Origin of the sequence: Novosphingobium sp. AAP83 (assembly GCF_001295795.1) — a bacterium.
GTDB lineage: Bacteria > Pseudomonadota > Alphaproteobacteria > Sphingomonadales > Sphingomonadaceae > Novosphingobium.
Genome location: NZ_LJHY01000031.1, coordinates 1 through 22,927 on the forward strand (window position 1 = coordinate 1; position 22,927 = coordinate 22,927).

General features: G+C 61.5%; 25 protein-coding genes and 1 tRNA gene. 8 read left to right on the forward strand and 18 right to left on the reverse strand.

What is annotated here, in order from left to right; genetic code table 11:
* Nucleotides 1-102: 102 nt before the first annotated feature.
* From IP81_RS15190 to IP81_RS15220, 7 genes are read right to left on the reverse strand one after another with little or no spacing between them, the layout of a single operon-like run.
* Nucleotides 103-1,080 (reverse strand): RDD family protein, encoded by a 978-nt coding sequence (locus IP81_RS15190; RefSeq protein ID WP_054108867.1) that lies wholly within the window; start codon nt 1,078-1,080, stop codon nt 103-105.
* On the reverse strand, nt 1,080-2,150 hold the full coding sequence (locus IP81_RS15195) for a stage II sporulation protein M (RefSeq protein ID WP_054108868.1): 1,071 nt from the start codon (nt 2,148-2,150) through the stop codon (nt 1,080-1,082). Before IP81_RS15195 ends, IP81_RS15190 begins: the two co-directional genes overlap by 1 nt.
* Nucleotides 2,147-3,430: a DUF58 domain-containing protein gene (locus IP81_RS15200; RefSeq protein ID WP_054108922.1), complete on the reverse strand. Its 1,284-nt coding sequence runs from the start codon at nt 3,428-3,430 to the stop codon at nt 2,147-2,149. The genes IP81_RS15195 and IP81_RS15200 overlap by 4 nt, the downstream gene beginning before the upstream one ends.
* Nucleotides 3,431-3,471: 41 nt before the next feature.
* A complete protein-coding gene (locus IP81_RS15205; RefSeq protein WP_054108923.1) occupies nt 3,472-4,428 on the reverse strand; it encodes a MoxR family ATPase in 957 nt (318 codons plus the stop codon).
* 5 nt (nt 4,429-4,433) lie between these two features.
* Complete coding sequence (locus IP81_RS15210) at nt 4,434-5,714, reverse strand: hypothetical protein (protein WP_054108869.1); 1,281 nt, start codon at nt 5,712-5,714, stop codon at nt 4,434-4,436.
* Nucleotides 5,711-6,394 carry a DUF4129 domain-containing protein gene (locus IP81_RS15215; protein WP_231626916.1) on the reverse strand — a complete coding sequence of 228 codons (684 nt, stop codon included), beginning with the start codon at nt 6,392-6,394 and terminating at the stop codon, nt 5,711-5,713. Before IP81_RS15215 ends, IP81_RS15210 begins: the two co-directional genes overlap by 4 nt.
* A gap of 21 nt (nt 6,395-6,415) precedes the next feature.
* The gene (locus IP81_RS15220; RefSeq protein WP_054108871.1) at nt 6,416-7,306 is read right to left on the reverse strand and encodes a prephenate dehydratase; all 891 of its coding nucleotides are present in this window, start codon (nt 7,304-7,306) and stop codon (nt 6,416-6,418) included.
* 168 nt (nt 7,307-7,474) lie between these two features.
* Between IP81_RS15220 and IP81_RS15225 the strand changes: the two genes are divergently transcribed.
* On the forward strand, nt 7,475-8,101 hold the full coding sequence (locus tag IP81_RS15225; RefSeq protein ID WP_054108872.1) for a cytochrome c family protein: 627 nt from the start codon (nt 7,475-7,477) through the stop codon (nt 8,099-8,101).
* 57 nt (nt 8,102-8,158) lie between these two features.
* Here the strand turns inward: IP81_RS15225 and IP81_RS15230 are convergent, their stop codons facing one another.
* On the reverse strand, nt 8,159-8,590 hold the full coding sequence (locus tag IP81_RS15230; RefSeq protein ID WP_082356214.1) for a helix-turn-helix domain-containing protein: 432 nt from the start codon (nt 8,588-8,590) through the stop codon (nt 8,159-8,161).
* 56 nt (nt 8,591-8,646) lie between these two features.
* Here IP81_RS15230 and IP81_RS15235 point away from each other — a divergent pair, with 56 nt between their 5' ends.
* Entirely contained in the window at nt 8,647-9,255 is a 609-nt protein-coding gene (locus tag IP81_RS15235) for an NAD(P)-dependent oxidoreductase (protein WP_197274659.1), read from the forward strand.
* Here IP81_RS15235 and IP81_RS15240 read toward each other — a convergent pair.
* From IP81_RS15240 to IP81_RS15250, 3 genes are all read right to left on the reverse strand, one after another.
* Nucleotides 9,252-9,677 carry a surface-adhesin E family protein gene (locus IP81_RS15240; RefSeq protein ID WP_157573282.1) on the reverse strand — a complete coding sequence of 142 codons (426 nt, stop codon included), beginning with the start codon at nt 9,675-9,677 and terminating at the stop codon, nt 9,252-9,254. The genes IP81_RS15235 and IP81_RS15240 overlap by 4 nt on opposite strands.
* Nucleotides 9,678-9,795: 118 nt before the next feature.
* Nucleotides 9,796-10,464 carry an RlmE family RNA methyltransferase gene (locus IP81_RS15245; RefSeq protein WP_054108874.1) on the reverse strand — a complete coding sequence of 223 codons (669 nt, stop codon included), beginning with the start codon at nt 10,462-10,464 and terminating at the stop codon, nt 9,796-9,798.
* Nucleotides 10,461-11,774, reverse strand: a complete 1,314-nt coding sequence (locus IP81_RS15250) for a Ppx/GppA phosphatase family protein (RefSeq protein WP_054108875.1) — start codon at nt 11,772-11,774, stop codon at nt 10,461-10,463. The genes IP81_RS15245 and IP81_RS15250 overlap by 4 nt, the downstream gene beginning before the upstream one ends.
* A gap of 160 nt (nt 11,775-11,934) precedes the next feature.
* Here IP81_RS15250 and IP81_RS15255 point away from each other — a divergent pair.
* From IP81_RS15255 to IP81_RS15265, 3 genes are all read left to right on the forward strand, one after another.
* Nucleotides 11,935-12,008, forward strand: a tRNA-Gln gene (locus IP81_RS15255).
* A gap of 82 nt (nt 12,009-12,090) precedes the next feature.
* Nucleotides 12,091-12,972 (forward strand): TIGR00730 family Rossman fold protein, encoded by an 882-nt coding sequence (locus IP81_RS15260; protein WP_054108876.1) that lies wholly within the window; start codon nt 12,091-12,093, stop codon nt 12,970-12,972.
* Complete coding sequence (locus IP81_RS15265) at nt 12,965-13,492, forward strand: GNAT family N-acetyltransferase (protein ID WP_054108877.1); 528 nt, start codon at nt 12,965-12,967, stop codon at nt 13,490-13,492. The genes IP81_RS15260 and IP81_RS15265 overlap by 8 nt, the downstream gene beginning before the upstream one ends.
* Here IP81_RS15265 and thiD read toward each other — a convergent pair.
* The 3 genes from thiD to glmM form a co-directional block, all read right to left on the reverse strand.
* Entirely contained in the window at nt 13,477-14,223 is a 747-nt protein-coding gene (gene thiD, locus IP81_RS15270; RefSeq protein WP_054108878.1) for a bifunctional hydroxymethylpyrimidine kinase/phosphomethylpyrimidine kinase, read from the reverse strand. The two genes, IP81_RS15265 and thiD, sit on opposite strands and share 16 nt — an antisense overlap.
* Before the next feature lie 98 nt (nt 14,224-14,321).
* The gene (locus IP81_RS15275; protein ID WP_054108879.1) at nt 14,322-14,561 is read right to left on the reverse strand and encodes a DUF1272 domain-containing protein; all 240 of its coding nucleotides are present in this window, start codon (nt 14,559-14,561) and stop codon (nt 14,322-14,324) included.
* Nucleotides 14,561-15,898, reverse strand: coding sequence for a phosphoglucosamine mutase (glmM, locus tag IP81_RS15280; protein ID WP_054108880.1), 1,338 nt, complete (start codon nt 15,896-15,898; stop codon nt 14,561-14,563). Before glmM ends, IP81_RS15275 begins: the two co-directional genes overlap by 1 nt.
* Before the next feature lie 85 nt (nt 15,899-15,983).
* Between glmM and IP81_RS15285 the strand changes: the two genes are divergently transcribed.
* Together IP81_RS15285 and IP81_RS15290 are read left to right on the forward strand one after the other, a co-directional pair.
* Nucleotides 15,984-17,264, forward strand: coding sequence for a dicarboxylate/amino acid:cation symporter (locus IP81_RS15285; protein ID WP_054108881.1), 1,281 nt, complete (start codon nt 15,984-15,986; stop codon nt 17,262-17,264).
* A gap of 113 nt (nt 17,265-17,377) precedes the next feature.
* Entirely contained in the window at nt 17,378-17,992 is a 615-nt protein-coding gene (locus IP81_RS15290) for a superoxide dismutase (protein ID WP_054108882.1), read from the forward strand.
* On the opposite strand, the gene IP81_RS15295 is transcribed toward IP81_RS15290, so the two are convergent.
* The 3 genes from IP81_RS15295 to IP81_RS21020 form a co-directional block, all read right to left on the reverse strand.
* On the reverse strand, nt 17,980-19,221 hold the full coding sequence (locus IP81_RS15295) for an AI-2E family transporter (protein WP_231626918.1): 1,242 nt from the start codon (nt 19,219-19,221) through the stop codon (nt 17,980-17,982). The two genes, IP81_RS15290 and IP81_RS15295, sit on opposite strands and share 13 nt — an antisense overlap.
* Before the next feature lie 97 nt (nt 19,222-19,318).
* Nucleotides 19,319-19,936 carry a sigma-70 family RNA polymerase sigma factor gene (locus IP81_RS15300; protein ID WP_054108883.1) on the reverse strand — a complete coding sequence of 206 codons (618 nt, stop codon included), beginning with the start codon at nt 19,934-19,936 and terminating at the stop codon, nt 19,319-19,321.
* Complete coding sequence (locus IP81_RS21020; RefSeq protein ID WP_197274660.1) at nt 19,929-20,102, reverse strand: NepR family anti-sigma factor; 174 nt, start codon at nt 20,100-20,102, stop codon at nt 19,929-19,931. Before IP81_RS21020 ends, IP81_RS15300 begins: the two co-directional genes overlap by 8 nt.
* Before the next feature lie 221 nt (nt 20,103-20,323).
* On the opposite strand from IP81_RS21020, the gene IP81_RS15305 reads away from it, so the two are divergent.
* The gene (locus tag IP81_RS15305; protein ID WP_082356215.1) at nt 20,324-21,994 is read left to right on the forward strand and encodes a CHASE domain-containing protein; all 1,671 of its coding nucleotides are present in this window, start codon (nt 20,324-20,326) and stop codon (nt 21,992-21,994) included.
* Between the two features lie 22 nt (nt 21,995-22,016).
* Here IP81_RS15305 and IP81_RS15310 read toward each other — a convergent pair whose 3' ends face one another.
* On the reverse strand, nt 22,017-22,811 hold the full coding sequence (locus IP81_RS15310) for a response regulator (protein WP_054108885.1): 795 nt from the start codon (nt 22,809-22,811) through the stop codon (nt 22,017-22,019).
* Nucleotides 22,812-22,927: the final 116 nt, after the last annotated feature.

Sequence of the window (22,927 nt, forward strand, 5' to 3'; positions counted from 1 at the left end):
GATCTCTTCACACTCGTCCCGGAATTGACCGGCAAGCTGTAAAGCTTCCGGCAAAGCCCCACAAACGAAAGGCCCCGCAAGCTTGCGGGGCCTTTTTGCGTTTTAACCGCCGCTGTGTTTATCGGCCTTGCGTTTGCCAAAGCGCATGCCGGTTTCCAGCCGCGCGCGCAGTTGGGCGTAATAGGCCTCGAGGAAGGCGCGTTCGTCGCCCGCACCGGCGCTCCAGCCGATCTTGCGGCAGATCGTTTGCGCCACATCGACCAGCGCTTCTTCGCGGTTTTCGCGCAGGACGCGTTCGAGCGTTTGCAGTTCGAACTCGCCATAGACGGCAAGGTCTGCGTCGCTGAAGCGGTATTGCGCGCCGGTTGTTTGCGACTGGCCGCGCGCGGCATCGCTGACCGAGAGCGCCTGCTCCAGCTTGCGCTTTGGCGCTTCGACGACCCATGTCCCCGCGATCAGATCACCGCAGCGCAAACGGTCCCGGTTGAAGAACGGGAACAGCACGAAGATCAGGAACCAGATGACTCCAGCCCAACTGGCAACGCCAGCATCACCATCATCGGCCATGGCAGACACGATGAAGATAACCGGCATGAACAGTTCGATATCGCGCACCAGATTGCGCGCGATCACGGCCTCGGTTGTCAGCCGCGCGCCAGCACTTGCCCCCCCGCTGGCACTGCCGCGCGCGGCCACGCGAATGCCGACGATACGCTTGCCCGGAGTTGCCCCGCGCGGGCCCAGTTCGAAGAACAGGAACCATGCGTTGCGGAACAGGAACAGCGCAATGATCCAGATGACGGCCAGTGCCTGCACCGCGCGGGCGGCCGGGCCCTTGCCGTCTTCCAGATTGATGCCTGTGGCTTCGGCGATCTTGAACAGGATCAGCGTCATCCCGATCATCGCGCCGACAATCATCGTCAGGTCTATCATCAGCGCACCCGCCCGCGCCCCGCGCGAGGCGAGCAGGAAAGGCAGCGACACGCCTTCGGGCGTGGTTACGATTCGTCGCCGTTTGCCATCGTAATCGAGCGGTGTTCCGGTCACCGGCTGGCGGCGTTTGGGCCATGAGAGCGCCATCACACGCGCACTCCGCGCCGGAAGGCAAAGAAATAGCCGATCCAGAACACCAGCATGAACCCGCCCACGGTGAGGCGCGCGGGCGTGTCGTCCACCAGTTGGCGGGCAAAGCCTTCAAGCACGGCGGCAACGATCAGCATCAGGACAACGCCGGTCATCACTTGCGCCGCGCGCCGTCCGGCAGCAGCAGCGGCATCAAGGACCGAGGCATTGCCGGGAAAGGCCATCGCGCGCCCGATATGCAGTCCCGCCGCGCCCGCCAGCAGGATCGCGAACAGTTCGGTCGTGCCGTGAATCGACAGCCAGCCGACGAAATCGAGCGTCAGGCCTTTGCCGTGATAGAGCCACAGCATCGCGCCCAGCAATGCGGTATTGTGGATCAGCAGCAGCATAGTGGGCAGGCCGAAGGCAAAGCCCAATGCGAAGCACATGATCGAAACTTGCGCATTGTTGCTGAACAGTGCTGCGGCGAACAGGGTCAACCCGTCCTTATCCTGATGGCCGAACAGCGTGCCGCGCAGCACTTCCTGGCTGGCCCCGGGCACGCGTTCATCGGCAAATCCGGATGAGACGAGCGAATAGTACCAATCGGGGTTTGCCTCGACAAGCATCCAGCCGACCACGGTGCCCGCCACCATCAGCGCCAGCGCGATCAGGATATCGCTGCCCATGGCGCGCACCGAGGCGCTCCATTCCCCGCCAAGGAAGCGCTTGAACCACGACCAGAGCGAGGCGCGCGGACCATAGACGAGGAACCACGCACGCTGGGTCAGCGTCTCAAGATAGGCGATCAGCGCGGCATCGAGCGAGGTTTCGCGCGCAATCGAAAGGCTGGAGGCGGCAGTGCGATAAAGCGCGGGCAGGGCGAGCAGGTCCTCGTCCGAAACGCGCCGCATCCGGCCTGCTTCCATCTGTGTGACCACGGCTTCCAGCCGCTTCCATTCGCCTTCACGCTCCAGCCGGAACCGGTCAGAACGCAGCGCGGCTTGCTCTGCCGCAACCGCTTGTTCGGGGGCTTTGGAGAACCAGCCGCCAATCTTCTGCGCGATGGTGGCATTAGCTGGCGTCATCCGATCCGCCCTTCGCGCTTTACGGTAAGATAGGCATCGAGCAGCCGCGTGCCGATCTTGTCATGCGGGGCTTCAATCACGCGCACGCCAAGCTGGCGCAGCCGTTGCAGCACCAAGGCGCGCTGGCGGATCAGCGATGTGGCGGTGACGGCTTGGCCTACGCTGTCCATATCCACAACCGGTGCCGAGACGATCCGCGCCAGATCGGCATCGGACATCACCACGAACAGCACGACATGGCGTTCCACCAGCCGCCCGACATTTTCGACCATCAGTTCGGCGCTGGTGGGATCGGCGAAATCCGAGAACAGCACGATCAGCGAGCGGCGTTGCAGGCGGGCGGCGAGTGTGGACAGAGCGAGGGTAAAGTTGGCCTCGCCGTAGTGATATTCCAGCCCTGCCGCAGCGCGTTGCAACCGCGCGAAATCGCGGCTGGAGGTGACGAAGGGCGTCGCGACTTCGGGCCTTGCCGCAAAGCCGAACAGGGCGACGCGGTCTTGCGCCTTCAATGCGACATAGGCGGTGGTCAGCGCGGCGGTGACGGCGCGATCGATGCGCGGCAGGCCATCGATGGGTTCGCACATTGCCTGCCCGCAATCGAACGCGAAGACGATCTGGTTGTTGCGCTCGACCTCGTATTCCTTGGCATAGAGGCGGGCGTGGCGGGCGGAGCTTTTCCAATCGATCCGGCGGCGGTCCATGCCGGGTTCGTATTCGGCCAGTGCCTCAAAATCGGTGCCTTCGCCACGGATACGGCGGGCGATCATGCCGAACTGGGCATCGCGCAGGAACAATTGCAGCGCGGGGCTGCGCACCGGGGCGATATTGGGCCAGATGCGCACCGCGCTATCGAGCGCGCGGCTGGTCTGGCGGTGGGCAAGCCCGAGCGGGCCGCTCCAGCGCAGCCATACGCGGCTGACAGCGCCGGTGCCGCGCCTGTTCGGGTGCAAGTCTGTCGTTCCGCTCCAAGCGCCGTCCAGAGGCGCGAGGGTGAGGGCTATGCGGCCTCCGGGTGCGAGGCGCGGGCCACATTCCAGCGCGGCTTCGGCCCGCGCGCGAGGGCCTGCGCGGGTAAGGTCGGCCAGCACGGTCAGCGCGGTGGCTTCACCAACTTCGGCATCGGCGGGCACGATCACGCGCAAATCTGCCAAAGCGCCCGCAAACACCCCGTCGAGCAGCACCAGCACCAGCAGCGCGCCACCCAATGCGGGCGCGGCGATCCACGCGCCGGGTGCCGCAGCGGCAAGGATGAGCGCCAGCGGGGCAAGCCCTGCGACCATCAGCACCGCCGTCCGTGTCGGCAACAAGGCGGGCGGTGCGCTCAACGCGGCGCTTCCGTGCTTTCCACCAAAACCGCAACAATCGCCTCGACCTGCTTGCCCTCGATCTCTGCCGCAGGGCTGAGCAGCAGGCGATGGCGCAACACGGCGGTAGCCAGCGCCTTCACATCGTCGGGGATCACATAGTTGCGGCCATCAAGCGCGGCGCGGGCGCGCGCGGCCCCTGCCAGCAGCACGGCGGCGCGGGGCGAGGCACCGGCAAACAGATCGCCGGTCTCGCGGGTGGCGCGCACCAGCCGCACAACATAATCGACAATCGATTCGGCCAGCGTGACCGAGGCCACGGCGGCATTGGCACGCGCCAATTCATCGCCGTCGGTTACAGCCACGATCCCCATCTCCGCAGGCTTGGGCGCGCCGCGTCCTTGGCCATAACGCGTGACAATGCGGGCTTCTTCCTCCGCCGAGGGATAGCCGACCAGCAGTTTGAACAAGAAGCGGTCAAGCTGCGCTTCGGGCAGGGGATAGACGCCCTGGCTTTCGATGGGGTTCTGTGTGGCGACGACCATGAAGCGGTCAGACAGCGCGTGCGCCTCGCCATCCAAGGTGACGCGGCGCTCCTGCATCGCTTCGAGCAGTGCGGCCTGCGTTTTGGGCGGGGTGCGGTTGATTTCATCGGCCAGCAACAGTTCGTGGAAAATCGGCCCGCGCGTAAGGGTGAACTGGCTGGTCTGAAAGTTGAACAGGTTGGAGCCCAGAATATCGCCCGGCATCAGATCCGGCGTGAACTGGATGCGCCCGAAATCAAGCCCGAGCGTGGTGGCAAGGCATTGCGCAAGGAACGTCTTGGCGGTGCCGGGAGGGCCTTCGAGCAGCACATGGCCGCCAGCAAACAGCGCGACGAGCAGATGGTCGAGCACCGCTTCCTGTCCGACCACGGCCTTGCCCACTTCGCTGCGAATCTTCGCGGCCAGTGTGCCCAGCTCCTCAAGGGTCATATCGCTCACGTCAGGTCCTTCTCGATCTGATGCACCACGGCAGCACGCCGGGTTAGTTCATGGGGTTTGCGCGCGGCGCGCAAATGCGCAGCGGCGGCGGAAAAACGGGGTCCGCCAAGGCCACGCCGGTCTTGCGCAGCGTCGATCAGCTTTTCGATGGCCTCTGCCGATTGCCCGCGCGGCAGGCCGAGCACCACCGCTAGCCGTTCCCGCGTCGCATCGGCATAGGGCGTGGCGACAAGGTGGACGCGACCTGTGCGCCGGATAAGACCAGCGGCATTGGCCACCAGCGCGGCCTTTCCATTGGCGATCTCCGGCCCGCTTTGCAGCGCAGGGCCAAAGCGGTAGAACGCGCGCCAAGCCACTGCCAGCGCGGCCAAAATCAGGCAGAGCGTGGCGGCCAGAAACGGTGGCTCGAACGCCAGCGTCAAAAGGTTGCGGTTTGCGCCAAAGCCGTTGAATGTCATGTCGAAAGCGAACGGTTGGCTGCGGTTGTCAGCCGTGGCAAGGATCAGATCGCGCGCCATCAGCGCGGTGGTCTTGTCAGCCAAGCCCCAGTTGTCGAGCAAGTCCGGCTCAAACACCAGCACCACCGGATAACGGTCTTCATCCTCGCCACCGTATGCAGGGTTTATCCCGGCAAAGGTGTTGAGTGCGGGGTAATAGCCATCATCATCCAGCCACGCCGCCAGCACTTTGCCGTTGCCCGCATTTATGATCGGCACCAAGCCTTTGCCCGATCCCGTCTCTACCCGCCGCTGATCCGGCAATGGTCCCAGCCGCGTTCCTACACGCCAGCCGCCGACCGGAGGGGATTTGTCGGTGCCAATGTCCACCGTCACATCATCGGCAAAACCTTGCCAGTTCGGTGCTGAAGTATCGATCACCTGCACCCAGCCGCGTTTGGCCTTTTGGGAATTTACACCCACCGCGGTCCACTTGGGCGTGACCACAATCGTCGGCCCGATATAGCGCCGTGTTTCGATGATCCGGGCAATCTCTTTGCCATCTGCCTCTGCCGGAGGTGTAAGGATCAGCAGCCCGTTTTGCGATTCCAGCGCTTTGCGGTTGCGCTGGCGGATCACATCCAGCCCCTCATCCTCCAGCATCCGGGCGATCCCGGCATAGCCGTTCAGGCCATACCCGCCGACATGCGCGCCGCCATTGTTGCCGCTACCGCCGGTATTGTTGCCCATGAACCATAGCAGGCCGACAAAGGCCAAGGCACCGACCAGCAGCATGCCAATTACGGTTGAGCGCGGGAAGGGGGATGCCGCAGCGCTCATGCCGCAACCTCAAGCCGTTCCAGCGCGAATCGTGCGTAAGCCGCGCGTGCCGCAGACCAATCTTCGGCGTTCAGGCGGCGCAGGGCGTAGCGGGCACGCTCTACCAATCCGGCAATCTCGGCAAAGGCGTGGCGGGCGCTTTGCGGCAGGGCCATGATCGCGCCGATTTCGCGCGCGGTGCTGGATGGCGATAGCCAGTCGGGACGCGCGCGGGCGATCTGGCCGATGCTGCGCTGAAGCAGCAGATGTGCGGCTTCGTCATAGCGCCCTTCGGCGGCCAGCCGGTCAGCATCTTCGAGCAGGGCAAGCGCTTCTTCGCGCGCTGGCGTCCAATCGGGAGCCACTGCCTTGATTCGGCCTTTGCGATCGCGCCACATTGGCCAGAGCAGTGCCCACGCGATCCAGGCGACGCCAAGCCCCGCGCTGATGAGCAAGGCCATTTCGATCCAGCCCCAATTCACACCCAGCATCTGTCCGAACGGAGACAGGAGCCAATCCAGAAAGCGGCCAATCGCCTTTAGCCATTCGGGCACTACAGGAGCCGGATCGGGCGGAACGGGCGCGAATTGGATGTCACCGGCATCACGCAGCGAGGCCCATGCCTTTTCCGCCGCAGCAGCGTCATCGCTTGAAGTGTTTGCCGGGGCTGCTGCTGTCACGGACGTAGTGGTTACACGCACAGGCGATCCGGGCAAGTATAACTAACCCCGGATACGCTCCATCGGGTAGGTTCCGAGCATGCGCAGGTGCTTGGCGAAATACTCAAGCTCTTCAAAAGCGCGGTCCACCGCCGGATCACCCGGAGCGCCAACAATATCGGCGAAGAATTCGGTTGCGGCAAAACTTGCCCCGCGCTGGTAACTTTCCAGCTTGGTCATGTTGACGCCATTCGTGGCGAAACCGCCCAGTGCCTTGTAAAGCGCGGCTGGAATGTTGCGCACTTCGAATACGAACGTGGTCATGGCTGGCGCAGCCATGGCAGCAGGGTCAAGCGGGGTCTTGGACAGGATAACGAATCGCGTGGTGTTATCGTGCGCGTCCTCGACGTTGTCCTCGATCACTTTGAGGCCATAGAGCTCCGCCGCGATTCGCGGGGCAAGCGCTGCAACGCCGGGATCGCCCAGCTCGGCAACATAGGCCGCAGCGCCCGCCGTATCGGCATAGCTCATCGGCACGATGCCGCGTGCTCGCAGATAGAATCGCGATTGGCCCAGCGCTTGCGGGTGGCTGTAAGCGGCAGTGAATGGTCCGTCGCCAAGCGCCATCAGGCTGGCATGAATCTCCAAGAAGTGTTCGCCGACAATCGACAAACCGCTTTCAGGCAGCAGGAAGTGGATGTCGGCAACGCGCCCATGCTGCGAGTTTTCGATGGGGATGATAGCCTGACCCGCGCGGCCCTCTTTCACCGCATCCAGTGCATCTTCGAAAGAAAAGCACGGCAGTGGCAAGCAATCGGGCAGGGCTTCCATCGCGGCGCGGTGCGAATTTGCGCCCGGGGCACCTTGAAACGATACGGCACGCGCCGGATCGGCGGCGGCAGCGGCGGCCATTTGTTCGACAAGGACGAGCGCGGGTGCGGGATAACTCTGCATAGTGACTGTGCGATTAAGCCTCCGTGCCCCTTGCGGCAAGGGCGTGATCCCGCTTCTTGTCATTTTGCGCGTCAAAGCATCTTGCACTTGGGCGGGGGTCTGACTAGAGCGAGCCGCAACTCGCGCGGGGGTCGACAAGGTGTCGGCGTGCGCCAATGGGGTTCGTAAATGGACGACCGTTTCAACACCATCGCTGGATGGGCTTTGTTCGGGGGCATCGTTGCTCTGGGCCTCTCCAGCCTTTCGGGACACTATTTCCTTGCTGATAAGGAGCATCGCCCTGAAAAGATGGGCTATGCGATTGAAGGCGTAGAAGAAGAAGCTGCGGCTGGCGCTGAAAAGGAAGTGCCATTGGCAACCCTGCTTGCCACGGGCGACATCGCCAAGGGTGAAGCTGTTTTTGCCAAGTGCAAAGCATGCCATGTTGCCACCCAAGGTGGTGCTAACGGCATCGGGCCTGCCCTCTATGGGATTGTTGGCAAGCCTGTAGGCAAGTCTGTTGCGGGCTTTGCCTATTCGGCAGATCTTGCAGGGCACGGCGGCAATTGGGATTTCACCACGCTTGATGCTTGGCTGAAGAATCCCAAGGCATTCGCCGCTGGCACCAAGATGTCGTTCGCCGGTCTCGCCAAGGGCGAAGATCGCGCCAACGTGATTCTCTATCTCAACTCGCTCGGCTCAAACCTGCCGCTGCCCGCCGCTGAAGCGGCTCCTGCCGCAGAAGCAGCGCCCGCGGATGCAAGCGCTTCTGGTGCAGCTGTCGAAGCAGCGCCCTCGGAAGCTGCTGCACAGTAAGGCAGCTTTGCGCGAATCATGCAAAGGGCGTCGGGAGCAATCCGGGCGCCTTTTGCATTATGGCTGCGGTGGATTGCGCAGATCATAGGCGCGCTGGGCAGCGGCTACCTCGATCATGCAGGTTTCGGCCCAGTCGATCATGCCGCGCATCGCGATGATCAGCCCGCGGCCAAGCGGCGTGATCGCATAAGTCACCGTCACGGGCACCGTCGGCTCGACCGCGCGGCTGACGAGCCCGTCGCGCTCCAATGATCGCAGCGTCTGGCTGAGCATCTTCTGGCTCACGCCCTCAATCCGCCGCTTCAGCGTGTTGAAGCGCAGGTCCTCTTGCGAAAGCAGCAGCAGGATCAGCGCGCTCCATTTATCGGCGATACGGTCCAGCAACTGCCGGGTGGGGCAATTGGCGGCGTAGACATCGCCGCGCAGATAGATCGGCGGGAGCGGGGTTACCTCGTGGTGACCAGGTATGGAAATTGTGCCTTCTTGCATGACTGGCATCCATATCGCACTTGGTATCCATTGGAAACCACCAAGGAGATATCCCGATGAAAGTTGCAGTTTTGGGCGCTAGTGGCCGTGCCGGATCAGAAATCACCGCCGAGCTTTCGCGCCGTGGACACGAAGTAATCGCCATTGCGCGCAAGCCCGAAGCCATTGCTGCGGTGTCTGGCGTCACCGCTGTCGCAGGCGATGCGAGCAACCCCGATGCGCTGGCAGGCCTGATTGCCGGTGTAGACGCCGTGATCAGCGCTATTCACTTCGATGTCACTGCGCAGACGTTGCTTTCAGCGGTCAAAGCGGCAGGCGTTCCGCGTCTCCTGATCACCGGTGGGGCGGCTAGCCTTGAAGTGGCGCCCGGCAAAATCCTGTTTGATGCAATGGACCTGCCCGAAGAATGGAAACCCGCGATTCTGGGCGGGATCACGTTCCTCAACGAGATTCGCAAGGAAACCGAGGTGGACTGGACGTTCTTCTCACCCGCGGCGTTCATCGAAGAAGGCCCGCGCACCGGCACATTCCGCCTTGGTACGGACCAGCTTGTAGTGGACGATAAGGGTGAAAGCCGGATCAGCTTTGCCGATTATGCCATCGCCATGGTGGACGAGCTCGAACAGCACCGCCACCCGCGCGCCCGCTTTACCGCTGCCTATTAAGCGGGGCAGGCAGTTGCCATGATCGTCGCGCCAAGCGTCGCGGGTTCGACCTTTTCATACAGGTCAGCCCGGTCGCTTGGCACGGCGTTGCGGGCAATCACTTTGCCATCGGCGGTGAAGTCGGTGGCGGCGGCAATCAGCATGCGCTGGCTGGCGCAATCATATTGGAACAGGACAATCTTGCGTCCAGCGTCGATTCCTGATGCACCGGTTTGATCAAATCCGGCCCAGACCTGCCGGACAGTGAACCGGCGATCGGCACTTGGCGGCAATTCCCGAACCGATTCGGGCCGCACCAGAACCTCGGTGCGATCCTCGGCCACCCCGATAAGTTTCCAGTCCGCACTCCAGCCTCGTGCCATCGCCTCGCCGGAGAAGCCAAGGAGGGCAAAAGGGAGCAGCATTTTGCGGACGGTCATCATCGGGTGGCTCCGGAACATTCGGGTAATGTTTCGATAACCATATCTGCAAACGGTGCGACTACGGGATTCTACGTGAGTCCCGCGATGTGACAGGCGCCTGGGCAAATCCTAACGCCGCCTATTCCGGCCTGCCCTTGAACCCTTGCGCAATCACATACCATTCGGACGAATCCTTGCGGCTGGACGGCGGCTTGGCATGCTTCACAGTCGTGAAGTTCTTTTTGAGGATCGTCAGCAGTTCCGCATCGGTCCCGCCTGCGAACACTTTGGCGACAAACCCTCCGCCCGGTGCCAGCGAGGTAATCGCAAAGTCCACCGCCGTTTCGACCAGGCCCATCGTGCGCAAATGATCGGTTTGCTTATGGCCCAAGGTATTGGCAGCCATATCGCAGACCACCAGATCAGGCGGACCATCCAGCGCCCCTTGCAGGGCTGCGGGCGCTTCATCGGCCATGAAGTCCATCTCTAAGATGACCACGCCCTCAATCGGCTCGGTCGGCAACAGATCAATGCCGACGATCTTGGCCGAGGGAGCCTTCTTGCGCACGACTTGCGCCCATCCGCCCGGCGCTATGCCCAGATCGACAACGCGTTTGGCATTGCGCAGCAGGCTGAACTTTTCGTCCAGTTCGATCAGCTTGAACGCCGCGCGGCTGCGCCATCCTTCGGCGCGGGCTTGCTTCACGTAAGGATCGTTGATCTGTCGCGTCAGCCAGCGCGACGAGGAGGCCGTGCGCTTCTTGGCGGTGCGCAAGCGCTCGTTCGGGTCTTTGCCGGATCGGCTCATGCTACAAAATTCCGTTGTTGGGCGGGCGCGCGGGAAGGTTCGCCGCCGCTCGCCATAAGGCTGCGCAAGATGCCCTCGCGAATGCCGCGATCGGCAATGCCAAGGCGTTCGGCTGGCCAGATATCGAGGATCGATTCGAGGATGGCACACCCCGCCACCACAAGGTCGGAACGCTCGCGCCCGATGCAGGGTACGGCCACGCGTTCGGCATAGGACATCTTGGCAAGGCTTTGGCTGATCGCGCGCATCGAATCCGCAGGGACGATCAGGCCATCCACCGCCCGCCTGTCATAGTGCGGCAGTTCCAGATGCAGGCTGGCCAGCGTAGTCACGGTGCCGCTGGTGCCCAGCAGGCGAATCCGCTCTTGCGCCAGCGCCACTTCGCGCATCGGCGAAACCCGCACCGCAAAGTCGGCAAAGCCTTCGTCAACACAGCGGCGCATTTCGGCATAGGCCTCGGCACGCGCCTCGGGGTGATCGTCAATCGGGCCAATGCTTTCGGTCAGCGAGACGACGCCCCATGGTGCGGATTGCCAATCAAGGATGCGCGGCACGGTTTCGCCCGTTTCGACCAGCACCATCTCGGTCGATCCGCCGCCGATATCAAAGATCATCGCGGGACCATCGCCCTGTTCCAGCAGGATGTGGCAGCCCAGCACAGCCAGCCGCGCTTCTTCTTGCGCGGTGATGATGTTCAGGTGGATGCCGGTTTCCTCGCGCACCCGCTCAATAAACGCAGCGCCATTGGTCGCGCGGCGGCAGGCCTCCGTCGCCACAGAGCGTGCCAGATGGACATTACGCTTGCGCAGCTTCTCGGCACAAACATGGAGCGCTGCCAGCGCGCGGTCCATCGCTTCGTCCGAAAGCCGTCCGGTCTGCGCCAGCCCTTCGCCAAGCCGCACCACGCGGCTAAATGCATCGATTACCACGAAGTGTTCGCCCGAAGGCCGCGCGATCAACAGGCGGCAATTGTTGGTGCCCAGATCAATCGCGGCATAGGCCTGTCGATGGTAGGGCAGGGGCTTTTGCCACAGCGCGACACGCTCAGGCACAATTACACCGGCACCGGTTTCTACGGCACGCACGGGCGCTTGCGCAGCCTCTGGCGATATGACCACCCTTGGCGGGGGCGGGCTGATCGTGCCAGCCGATGTGGGCGGGAGGCTGCTCCCGGCATTGTTGCGGCTCGGTCGGGACTTGCTTCGTCCCTTCTTCCGGCTGCCTTTGTTTTTGCCGGCCCTATGTTTTCCGGCTTTATGTTTGCCGGATTCCACGCCTTGCCCATTGGCTGGCGGAAGGTATTCCGCCATGATTCGAATTCACTTATGTTTTCCCGCGCTGCATGATGCCTGCCGGGTACTTGCCAGCAATGCTAACGACACAGTGCCTTGCCTGCAAGGCCAGCACCCCAAAAATGCCGTTTACCCTTCTTGACTCACAGTTTTTCGCCGCCTAATTGCGCACCCACACTGCCCCGTCGTCTAACGGTAAGACTACGGTTTCTGATACCGTCTATCGAGGTTCGAATCCTTGCGGGGCATCCATCTTCTTTTAAATTTTTGATAAATTGCGGCCAGTTGCTTGGCCCTCTTGCGCTTTTGCACTGATCGTCCGACTAATACGGGCATGACAGAAGAAGAAAAGCAGCACGATCTGACCAAGCGCAAGTTCTATAAGGCCAAGCAGGAAGCGGGCTTTATAGACAGTCGGCCCAAATCCACTCCGCAGCAGCAGGACCCGTCTTATCGGCTGGCATTTCGCGATACCGATTTCTTGTTACGTGAAGAATTGCGGCCTGTGCGGTTTCAGTTGGAACTGCTCAAGCCCGACATGTTGCTGGACGAGGCCGGGATCGGCTCAACCTTGGTGATCTATGGGTCAGCGCGGATCCCTTCGCCTGATGAGGCAGAGGTCGCACTGGCGGCTGCTGCGACGCCTGAGAAAAAGGCGGTGGCCGAGCGGCTCGCGGCCAAGGCGAAATACTATGAAGAAGCACGCAAGCTGGCCTATACAGCCAGCAGTTGTGGAATGATTGAGGACGGTCAGCGGCAGTTCGTGATCTGTTCGGGCGGCGGCCCTTCGATCATGGAGGCGGCCAACCGCGGCGCGCAAGAGGCAGGTGCCGAATCGATCGGCCTGAACATCGTGTTGCCTCATGAACAAGCGCCCAACAGCTATGTCACCCCACACCTGTCGTTCCAGTTCCACTACTTCGCGCTGCGCAAGATGCATTTCCTGCTGCGCGCCCGCGCGGTGGCGGTGTTCCCCGGCGGGTTCGGCACGTTCGATGAATTCTTTGAACTGCTCACGCTTGTCCAGACCGGCAAGATGAAGCCGATCCCGATCCTGCTGTTCGGCGGCGATTACTGGAACCGGGTGATCAACTTCGAGGCTCTGGCCGAGGAAGGCGTGATCAATTACGAGGATCTGGAACTGTTTACGCCGGTCGAGACTGCCGAAGAGGCGTGGGCACACATCGTCAAGTTCTACGATCTCGACTGTGGCTGAGGCCATTATCCGCACGCAGCGCCTGTTGCTGCGTCCCGTGCATGAGTCCGGGGATCTTGCGGCCATGCACACCATCATGAAGCAGTCGCGCGCGATGGCCTATTGGTCCACACCGCCGCATGCCAGCGAGGTTCAGACGCGCGAATGGCTGGCGAACATGGCGCAGATCGAACCTGCGCTGGGCGAGGATTTTATCGTTGAATTCGAAGGCCGTGTGATCGGCAAAGCGGGGTTCTACCGCTTCCCCGATATCGGCTATCTGTTGGACCCTGCGGTGTGGGGGCAGGGGATCGGGCGCGAGGCCGTGGAGGCCATCGTCGCACGCGGGTTTGCGGTGCATCACCTGCCGCGTATCACTGCCGATGTCGATCCGCGCAACAAGGCCTCGATGCGCTTGCTTGAAGGCTTGGCCTTTGCCGAAACGCACCGGCAGGCCCGCACATGGCTGGTCGGTGATATGTGGTGCGATAGCGTTTATTACGCGCTGACCCGCGAGGAGTGGGATCAGCGCACCGCGTGATGGCCAAGCGGACCATGGCCTGCGCCAAAGCCGGGCGCGGCCAGCAGGGCGGCGCGGACGAATTCGCGCGCATCCTCAACCGCCTCTTCCAGTGAAGCGCCAAGGCCGAGGAAGGTGGCAATCGCGCTCGACATCGTGCAGCCGGTGCCGTGGGTGTGGCGCGTTTTGATGCGCGGCGCGGTCCAGACCATTTCGGGCTGGCCGGGGATCACCAGCCGGTCAATCACGTCGGCTCCCTCGGCATCGCCCCCCTTGGCGATATAGGTGATGCCGCGCGCCTGCATGGCCACATCGCCGCCCAGCGCCAAAAGTTCGGGCACATTGGGCGTGGTCAGCGTGGCCAGCGTCATTAGCCTTTCAAAAGCCGTGATAGTGGAGGCGTCAGCCAGCGCGGCACCGCTGGTGGCGATCATCACGGGATCAAACACCACGGGCACAGACAGGCCCGCCAGCTTGTCGGCCACAACCCCCGCGATTTCAGGTGAGCCCAGCATCCCGATCTTCACCGCATCCACGCCGATATCCCGGATGCAGGCGTCAATCTGCGCGGCCACCATCGCCGGATCGACCGGCAGAACGGCATGGACGCCGGTCGTGTCCTGCGCGGTGAGGGCGCAGATCGCGGTCATCGCATAGCCGCCGAGCATGGTGATCGTCTTGATGTCGGCCTGAATACCGGCACCGCCGCTTGAATCAGAGCCGGCGATGGAAAGGATACGGGGAGGGTTCATTGTTTCGGGTTAGGGCTGTGCGGATGCTTCGACAAGCTCAGCATGAGCGGGTCATTTATTGTTGCATCGCACACATTGCGCAGCTTCACACACACCGCTCATCCTGAGCTTGTCGAAGGATGGAATTTGCGCACCACAGATGGCGGGTTCTTCGCGTGCAAGGCTTTGGCGCGGGTCGGGCGGTCCATCAGCTCGCCGCTGCAATTGGGGCAGCGATCATCCAGCGAGTCTGAACATTCGGCGCAAAAAGTGCATTCGAACGAACAGATGAATGCGCCGGGCGCTTCGGCAGGAAGATCGGTGCCGCAGCGTTCGCAATCAGGGCGCATTTCCAGCATCAAGCTGCCTTTCGCACGGCGTTGCAGATTTCATCGACGACTGCTTCGACTTCATCGGCATCATCGCCTTCGGCCATGACGCGGATGACGGGTTCAGTGCCCGATGGCCGGATAACAAGCCTGCCTTTGCCTGCAAGACGCGCTTCAGCCGCAGCGATCACGTCCTTGACGCTTTGCGCCTCCAGTGGCTTTCCGCCTGCAAATCGCACGTTCTTGAGGATTTGTGGCACGGGATCGAACTGGTGGAGCAATTCGCTGGCTGGTTTGCCCGATGATACCATCGCCGAAAGCACTTGCAGCGCGGCAACCGTGCCGTCGCCGGTGGTGGCATGATCGGTCAGGATCATGTGGCCCGATTGTTCGCCGCCCACGTTGAAGCCGCCCGAACGCATGCGCTCAAGCACGTAGCGATCACCCACAGAGGTGCGCTCCAGCGTCAACCCCTGCGAGTTCAGATGGCGTTCGAGGCCAAGGTTGGACATCACCGTGGCCACCACGCCGCCGCCGCGCAATTCGCCGCGCGCATGCAATTGCGTGCCGATCAGCGCCATTATCTGGTCGCCGTCCACTGTCTGGCTCTTTTCATCGACCACGATCAGCCGGTCGGCATCGCCATCCAGCGCAATGCCGATATCGGCGCGGGTTTCGCGCACTTTGGCCTTGATCGCATCAAGATGGGTGGAACCGACATTGAGGTTGATGTTCTTGCCATTGGGCTCAACACCCATGGCAATCACTTCTGCGCCCAGTTCCCACAGCGCGGAAGGCGTTACGTGATAGGCCGCGCCATTGGCGCAATCGATCACGATGCGCAGCCCGTCCAGCCGCACATTATCGGGCAGGCTGGCCTTGACCGCGTGGATATAGCGGCCGCGTGCGTCTTCGATGCGGCGGGCGCGGCCCACTTGCGTGGCATCGGCCAGCACCATGTCCTGTTCCAGCATGGCTTCGATGGCGAGTTCCGCATCGTCGGAAAGCTTGAAGCCATCGGGGCCGAACAGTTTGATGCCGTTATCTTCAAACGGGTTGTGGCTGGCCGAGATCATCACGCCAAGATCCGCGCGCATCGAACGGGCGAGCATGGCGACGGCAGGCGTGGGCATCGGACCCAGCAGAACCACGTCCATTCCCACCGAAGTGAACCCTGCCACCATCGCGCTTTCCATCATGTAGCCTGAAAGGCGCGTGTCCTTGCCGATCACCACACGGTGGCGATGATCGCCACGCTGGAAATAGGTGCCAGCGGCCTGCCCCACCTTCATTGCGGTGGCGGCGGTCATGACGCCTGCATTGGTGCGGCCCCGGATGCCATCAGTGCCAAAAAACTTGCGTGCCATGGAAAACATTTTCCCTATTCCCAGCGCCACCTTTGGCGGCTTGCTGCATTGCTATGCTTGGATGTGTAGCTAATGTCACCTCAACATGACCTTACCGAATCCGGAAAAATCGTCCAACGTCTTGCCGCCCATCGCCCAAGTGCCGGCGATGTGGACGTTTATCGGCCTCGTTGGCGGGTTGCTTGGTGGCTTGGCGATTGCATTTCTCGTGCCCCAGGCCTTGCCCATCGTGCAAACATGGGTCCAGCCCATCGGCGAAATGTGGCTGCGCGCCCTTCAGGCGACGATTGTGCCGCTGGTCGCCGCGCTCTTGTTCACCGGTGTAACGCAGACCGTTGCGATGGCCAGCGCGGGCGCAATGGCACGGCGCAGCCTTGGCATGTTCCTGGCCTTTCTGGCGTTTAGCGCGGGGATGGCCATTGTGGTTACGCCATTGCTGCTCTCGCTCTTCCCCGTTCCGGCAGAAGCGGGCGCGGCCTTGCGCATCAGCCTTGGCACAACAGAAGCCGGCCCGGTTCCGGGCGTTGCCGAATTCCTGCGGTCCATCGTGCCCACCAACGTGATCAATGCCGCCGCCAATGACCGGATGTTGCCGCTGATCCTGTTCATATCGGTGTTTGCGCTCGCGGTCGGACGGCTGGCAGGTCCGCAGCGCGAGGTGATGACGACATTCTTTGCCGCGCTTGCCTCGGCCATGCTGGTGGTGATCGGTTGGGTTCTGGCGCTAGCCCCTATCGGCGTATTCGCGCTGAGCATGGCGGTGGCAGCCACCAGCGGCACGGCCGCCATCGGCGCGCTGGCGCATTATGTCGGCATCGTGGTGCTGACCGGATCGGTCGTGCTGGTGGCAGGCTATGTCTTTGCCGTGGCCATTGCCCGCCAGCCTTTGGGAGCTTTCGCCCGCGCGATGCTGCCGGTGCAGACCATTGCCCTGTCCACCCAGTCATCGCTCGCCTCTTTGCCTGCCATGCTGGGCGCCTGCCGCGATCTGGGCGTGCGCGAGACGACGTCCGAATTCGTGATGCCGCTGGCCGTCGCCCTGTTCCGCGCCACCAGCCCTGCGATGAACCTTGCCGTGGCGATCTATGTCGCGCACCTCTATGACGTCACACTGTCGCCCATGGTGTTGATTTCGGCTTGGACAGTGGCGATCTTGGTTTCGTTAAGCTCGGTCAGCCTGCCCGGATCGATCAGCTTCGTCGCCTCTGTCGGTCCGATTGCGATTGCGATGAATGCCCCGGTTGCGCCGCTGGCGCTGCTGGTCGCGGTTGAAGTGCTGCCCGACCTCATGCGCACGCTGGGCAACGTGACGATGGATGTGGCGGTCACCGCTGCGGTTGATCGCAAAGCTGCGCAAAGCGCCTGACGCGCTGTCGATATCCAACGGAAATTCGATGTCTTTGGCTGCCGATTGCGGCACCGATGCGTGTTTCGCGCGTTGGCCAAGGATACGCAATTTCACAAGGACGTCGATCGCCCATGGCCATTACCCTGCCCCCGCTGCCTTATGCCAATGATGCGCTAGAACCTGCGGTCTCCGCAGTCACGCTCAAAACGCACCACGGCAAGCATCACAAGGCCTATATCGATAAGACCAACGCGGCGATTGTAGATACCGATCAAGCAGATGCGAGCCTTGAACAGATCATCGCAGCCGCCGCAGCCAAAGGCGACAAAGGCCTGTTCAACAATGCCGCACAAAGCTGGAATCACGCCTTTTACTGGAACAGCCTAACACCAGGCATGTCAGAGCCCGCAGGCGACTTGGCCAGCGCCATTGCGGCATCATTCGGTTCGCTCAGTGCGCTCAAGGTGGAACTGCTGGCGCAAGGCACGGCGCATTTCGCGTCGGGTTGGGTGTGGCTACTGGCGCGGGGCCATAGCCTGAGTGTCGAGCAGAGCCATGACGCCGCAACCTTTGCCACAGGAGACGCCAAGCCGCTGCTGGTGATTGATCTGTGGGAGCACGCCTATTATCTCGATCACAAGAACCTGCGTCCGGATTATCTCAAGGCCGTAATCGAGGGCCACCTCAACTGGGCGTTTGCCGCCGAAAACCTTGGCCGCGGCGGCACTTGGGCCTATCCCGCCTGACCTTCGGGGGTCGGGTCATCCCCATCCATCAACGCATCCAGCCCGGCGAGGCGGCCCGGCTCGAACAAAGCCTCGCCAAACATGAAGCCGACAATGTTGGGCTTGCCGATGTGGTCCAGCAAAGCGGTAATCGTGAGCAGGATAGGCACAGACAAAAGCGCGCCCAACACGCCCCAGATCCACGAAAAATAGCTGATCGAAATCAGGATCGCGACGGGGTTCAGCGTGAACCGAGCGCCAAGGATCGTAGGCGTGATTACGTTGGATTCAACCGCGTGCAGCCCGAGATAGGCCAGCATCGGAATGACACCGACGGCAACGCTTGGCGCAGTACCAAGCCCTACCAGCCCGATCAGGCCCATGAACATCAGCGGGCCGATATAGGGCAGGAAGTTGAGCACGAAGGCCAATCCGCCCCACATGATCGGCGCGCCAAGATCAAAGGCCCAAGCCCCTGTTGCCACGATCACGCCCACCCCGAAGTTTACGAGGGCCACGGTCAGGATATAGCTGCTGACCCGTTCCTGTACGTCGCGCAATACTCGGGCGAGGCGCACCGATGCATTGAACGAATGGCGATCCAGCACCATTCGCCGCCGCATCCTGATACGCGATTCGATCATGAAGAAGGTCATCAGCAGCGTCAGAATGACTTCAAGGATTAAGCTGGGCGTGGCGATGGCCACTTGTTCGATCACCGAGGGGCTGGCGAGTACGACTTCGCGGCTGGAACTGCTGCCGGTAATGCGCGCAAGCTGGCGGTTGACGTCTGCGATCCATGAAAGATTGCCGCGCAATTCGGTGAAACGCCGCGCCACTTGCCGCGCCAGCGATGGGACTTGATCCACCATAACAAAAGCGGGTTGCAAAATGAGCAGCAACGCCACCAGCACAATGGCGATCATGGCCAAAATCGCCACGAACGATGCCAGCATGTTGGGAAGGCCGATACGGGTGAGCCGGTCGGCCATGGGCGAGACAATGATCGTGAAAATCATCGCGGTGACAGGCGGCAGGAACACCACAGAGCCGATCGACAGGACAAACGGCAGCGCCAGAAACAGGCCGAGTCCCAACAGTAGAACAATCGCCGATTGCAACCGCGCGCGACGGTCATGCACGTCCAATTTGGGCGCAAGCATGTCAAACGGGTCTGGCTGGGTCGACTGGTTCACCTGTGGGGCAGCCTTGAAAATGAAGTTGCGCAGCGCGAAGCGCAAGTTCCCCATTCACCGCAATTATTTGCCAATCAAGTGCGAGATTGGCCAGCCCTGCCGATTTGCCGATCAGCGTGGCGCAAATGCCCCGCTCTCCCGGCATCTGGCCCTAAGGCGTCTCGTGCTGGTGTCCGTGCAGCACCGTTTGATCCAGTTCGCTCATGATGGCGCTATGGGCGACGGCATCCAATGTGCTGCGGCGCGGGATCTGGCCGCTTTCGATCATCAAGGTAAGCGCTGCCCGCGCCCGCCCGACACGGCTTTTGATTGTGCCGACAGCACAACCACAAATCTTTGACGCCTCTTCATAGCTGAATCCGCCTGCGCCCACGAGGAGCAAAGCCTCGCGCCGTTCGGGCGGCAGGGTCAAAAGCGCCCTGTGCATGTCTGAAAGGTGCATCGGCCCTTCCTGCGCGGCCGGTGCCACAAGAATACGCTCTGCCACGGCTTCATCATAATCGCCGCGAAAGCGATTGCGGCGCATGTCAGTCAGGTAGGCATTGCGCAGGATCACAAATGTCCATGCCCGCATTGATGTGCCAGGTTCAAACCGTTCCTGCGCGGCCCACGCCTTTAACAGGGCTTCCTGCACCAGATCATCGGCCAGATCGGGGCGCCCGCACAAACCACGCGCAAAGGCGCGCAAGTGCGGGATAACCCCCGTTAATTCACGTTTAAACGCAATAGGATCAATCGCCGGGCGCGGCGACATGTCAGCCTCAGCCATGTGGGGGGGCATCCAGTTTATCAAGCAACTGGGTGAAGCTATCGGGCAACGGTTCATCCAGGACAGAATCGTAAAGGCGTTTAAGCCCGTCTGCCCATTCGGGCGCGTGCGGCTTGGCCCCTTTCCGGCTTTTGGCACCGGGGATCATCGGCTTTTCTTTCGACATTCGCTCTGACAACGCCTCCCCCTCCAGGGATAATTTAAAAACAAACCGCAAAGAGGCGCGGCAGATGCGCATTTTACACCACTAGGGTCGCGCCGGTAGAGCAATCGCCAATGGTTCTTCAGACGTGGAACGATATGAGCCGCTGTCAGTTCCCGTTTTGCCAGGACGCAAAGGAAATTCCTTTCCGACGGGTCTTGGGTCAAGGAGGACGAGCGCGCACAATGGAGAGGCTTCTTGCGATGAAGAAGCAGGGGCCACGCTGGTACGAACGCTTCCCGCGTGCCGTACCGGTGGGGATTTTCGTGATGACGATGGCGATCGCGCTGCTTAGCGTTTTTGCGCTCGAGGATGCCGAAGACCAACGCCAGAAAGCCCAGATCGCCCAAACTACCCAGGCAGTAGCATCGGGATTGGAACGAAGCGGTAACACAAATGCGGCCTATCTGTGGTCAAGCGCCGCTTTGTTTGCCTCCCAGCAATTCGTTGAAGCGCCCCTGTTTCGCACCTTCGTCACGCAGTTGCACCTTGAAGGCCGCTATGTCGGCTCGGACGGAATCGGATGGGCGATGAAGATGGACCGCATGTCTGTCCCGATGGTCGAAGCGATTATGCGGGGGGGAAACCAGCCAAAATTTTCCGTGCGGCCAAAACCTGCCATCGACCGGGCTTTTGTGGTGCCGGTGATGTTTCTGGAACCTGATTCTGTCCGCAACCGCCGCGCGATCGGCTTCGATATGTATTCTGAACCGGTGCGTCTGGCGGCGATGAATCGAGCTGAACGCAGCGGCCAGCCAACCGCAACAGGTCGGGTCGTGCTCTCGCAAGAAGCACGACCCGATGGGGCGGCGGGTTTTCTGGTTTATATGCCTGTCTATGCTTTGCAGAAAGAAGGCGGCAAGCACAAGCTGCGCGGCTTTGTCTATTCCCCGTTTGATGCGCAGACTTTTCTTACATCATCGATTGATGCCGCACAGCTTCAGGGTGCAGGCGTGCGCTTGTTTGATCCAACGCCCACCGGTTTGCAGCTTATGGCCAGCGTTGTCCCGGTCGGGCGCTCGGGGCAAACTGTGCGCCGTCCGGTCACTATTGCGGGTCACCGTTTCATGATCGAGCTTGCCGCACCGGCAACGGCGATGTTCTCGACAATGTCGGGAATGATGCTGCTGTTTGGCTTGCTTGTGGCAACGCTGCTGCTGGTCTTGGCACGCCTGTTGACGCAACAGGCAATTGAGGACCGGATTGCGCTGGCGTGGTTCGAACAGCAATCCTCGATCCGCAATTCCTTAACGCGCGAGCTTAATCACCGGGTCAAAAACACTTTGGCCAATGTGCTGTCGATTATAGCGTTGACCCGCCGTCGCGCCAAATCCTTGCCCGAATTTGCCGACAGTCTGGAGGGGCGTATCCGCGCACTTTCGGCAACGCATGATTTGTTAACGCAATCGGATTGGGGGACAACACCGGTTGCGCTGGTGATCCGGGCGGAACTGGCACCTTACGCACAAGATGTGCTGCGGCATTTGGCGATTGAAGGTCCTGATTTGGAACTGGCTCCCAACGATGCCTTGTCTCTAGGCCTTGCTATCCATGAACTGGCGACAAACGCCGCCAAGTATGGCGCGCTTAGCGTCGAACAGGGCCGTGTTTCCATCCATTGGGAAATCACCGAAGAAAACCTGGCACGGATCGAATGGATCGAAACTGGCGGACCTGCGATTGATGCCCGACAACAGCGCAAGCGCGGCTTTGGCACCGAATTGATCGAAAAGGTCGTAGCCCATGAACTGCGCCATCCGGTGGATTTGCAGTTCGATCCCGAAGGTGTGCGGTGCACCCTGTTTGTCCCGGTGCGCCGCCGTGATGGCTTTACCATGCGCCAGGGCCGCACCTGATGGCGCGGCCCTCAGGCTTCCACTAGTCGAACGGGCGGCTGGACCCGAAGAACAGGGCCTGGCTGATCGCGGTGCGCACGGTCTGTTCCTGAAACGGCTTGGTTACAAGATATGTCGGCTCTGGCCGATCTCCGGTCAGCAGGCGTTCGGGATAAGCCGTGATGAAAATCACCGGCACTGAACACATCCGCAAGATATCTTCCACTGCGTCTAGCCCCGAACTGCCATCGGCCAACTGGATATCGGCCAGCACCAGCCCCGGCTTTTCACGTGATACGATGTCGACCGCCTGCGTGCGTGTTGCTGCCATGCCGCAAACGTCGTGGCCCAATGACCGGACGAGGTCTTCAAGTTGCATTGATATCAGCGGCTCATCTTCGATGATCAGGACAGATGTTGCCGATTCCCGGTCGATTTCGGCAATCGCATCCTGAACAAGGTTTGCAACCTCATCGGGCTCACGATCCATGATATAGGCAGTATCATCGACGCTGAAGTCCTCCAGCGTCGTAAGCAGCAGGGCTTGCCGGTTGGCCGGTGTCATTGCCGCCAGCCGCTCTTGCGCTGCGGCCTCATGCTGGCCAAGTGCCCGGGAACGGTCAACCGTATCGACATAAGCGGTAGACCAGACGCGATTGAACGCATGGTAAAGCTGTGGCCGGCCTTCGCCGATCAGACCCCGCAGAGCGTCATCGGCAAGAGCGGCTTCAAGCGTGGCACGGACGAACGAATCGCCCGCGCTCTGGCTACCGGTCAATGCCCGCGCATAACGGCGCAGATATGGCAGTTGATTGGCAACTTTTGCACCAAGAGACATTCAAACCCCTTCCCAGACAGTATCGTCCAGATCAACGCGCGAACCTGGTGTCCGGTTCCCGACCCCCGGCAAGAAGAAAGCAGGCTCCTTACAGATTGGATCTTCTTAGGCGCACC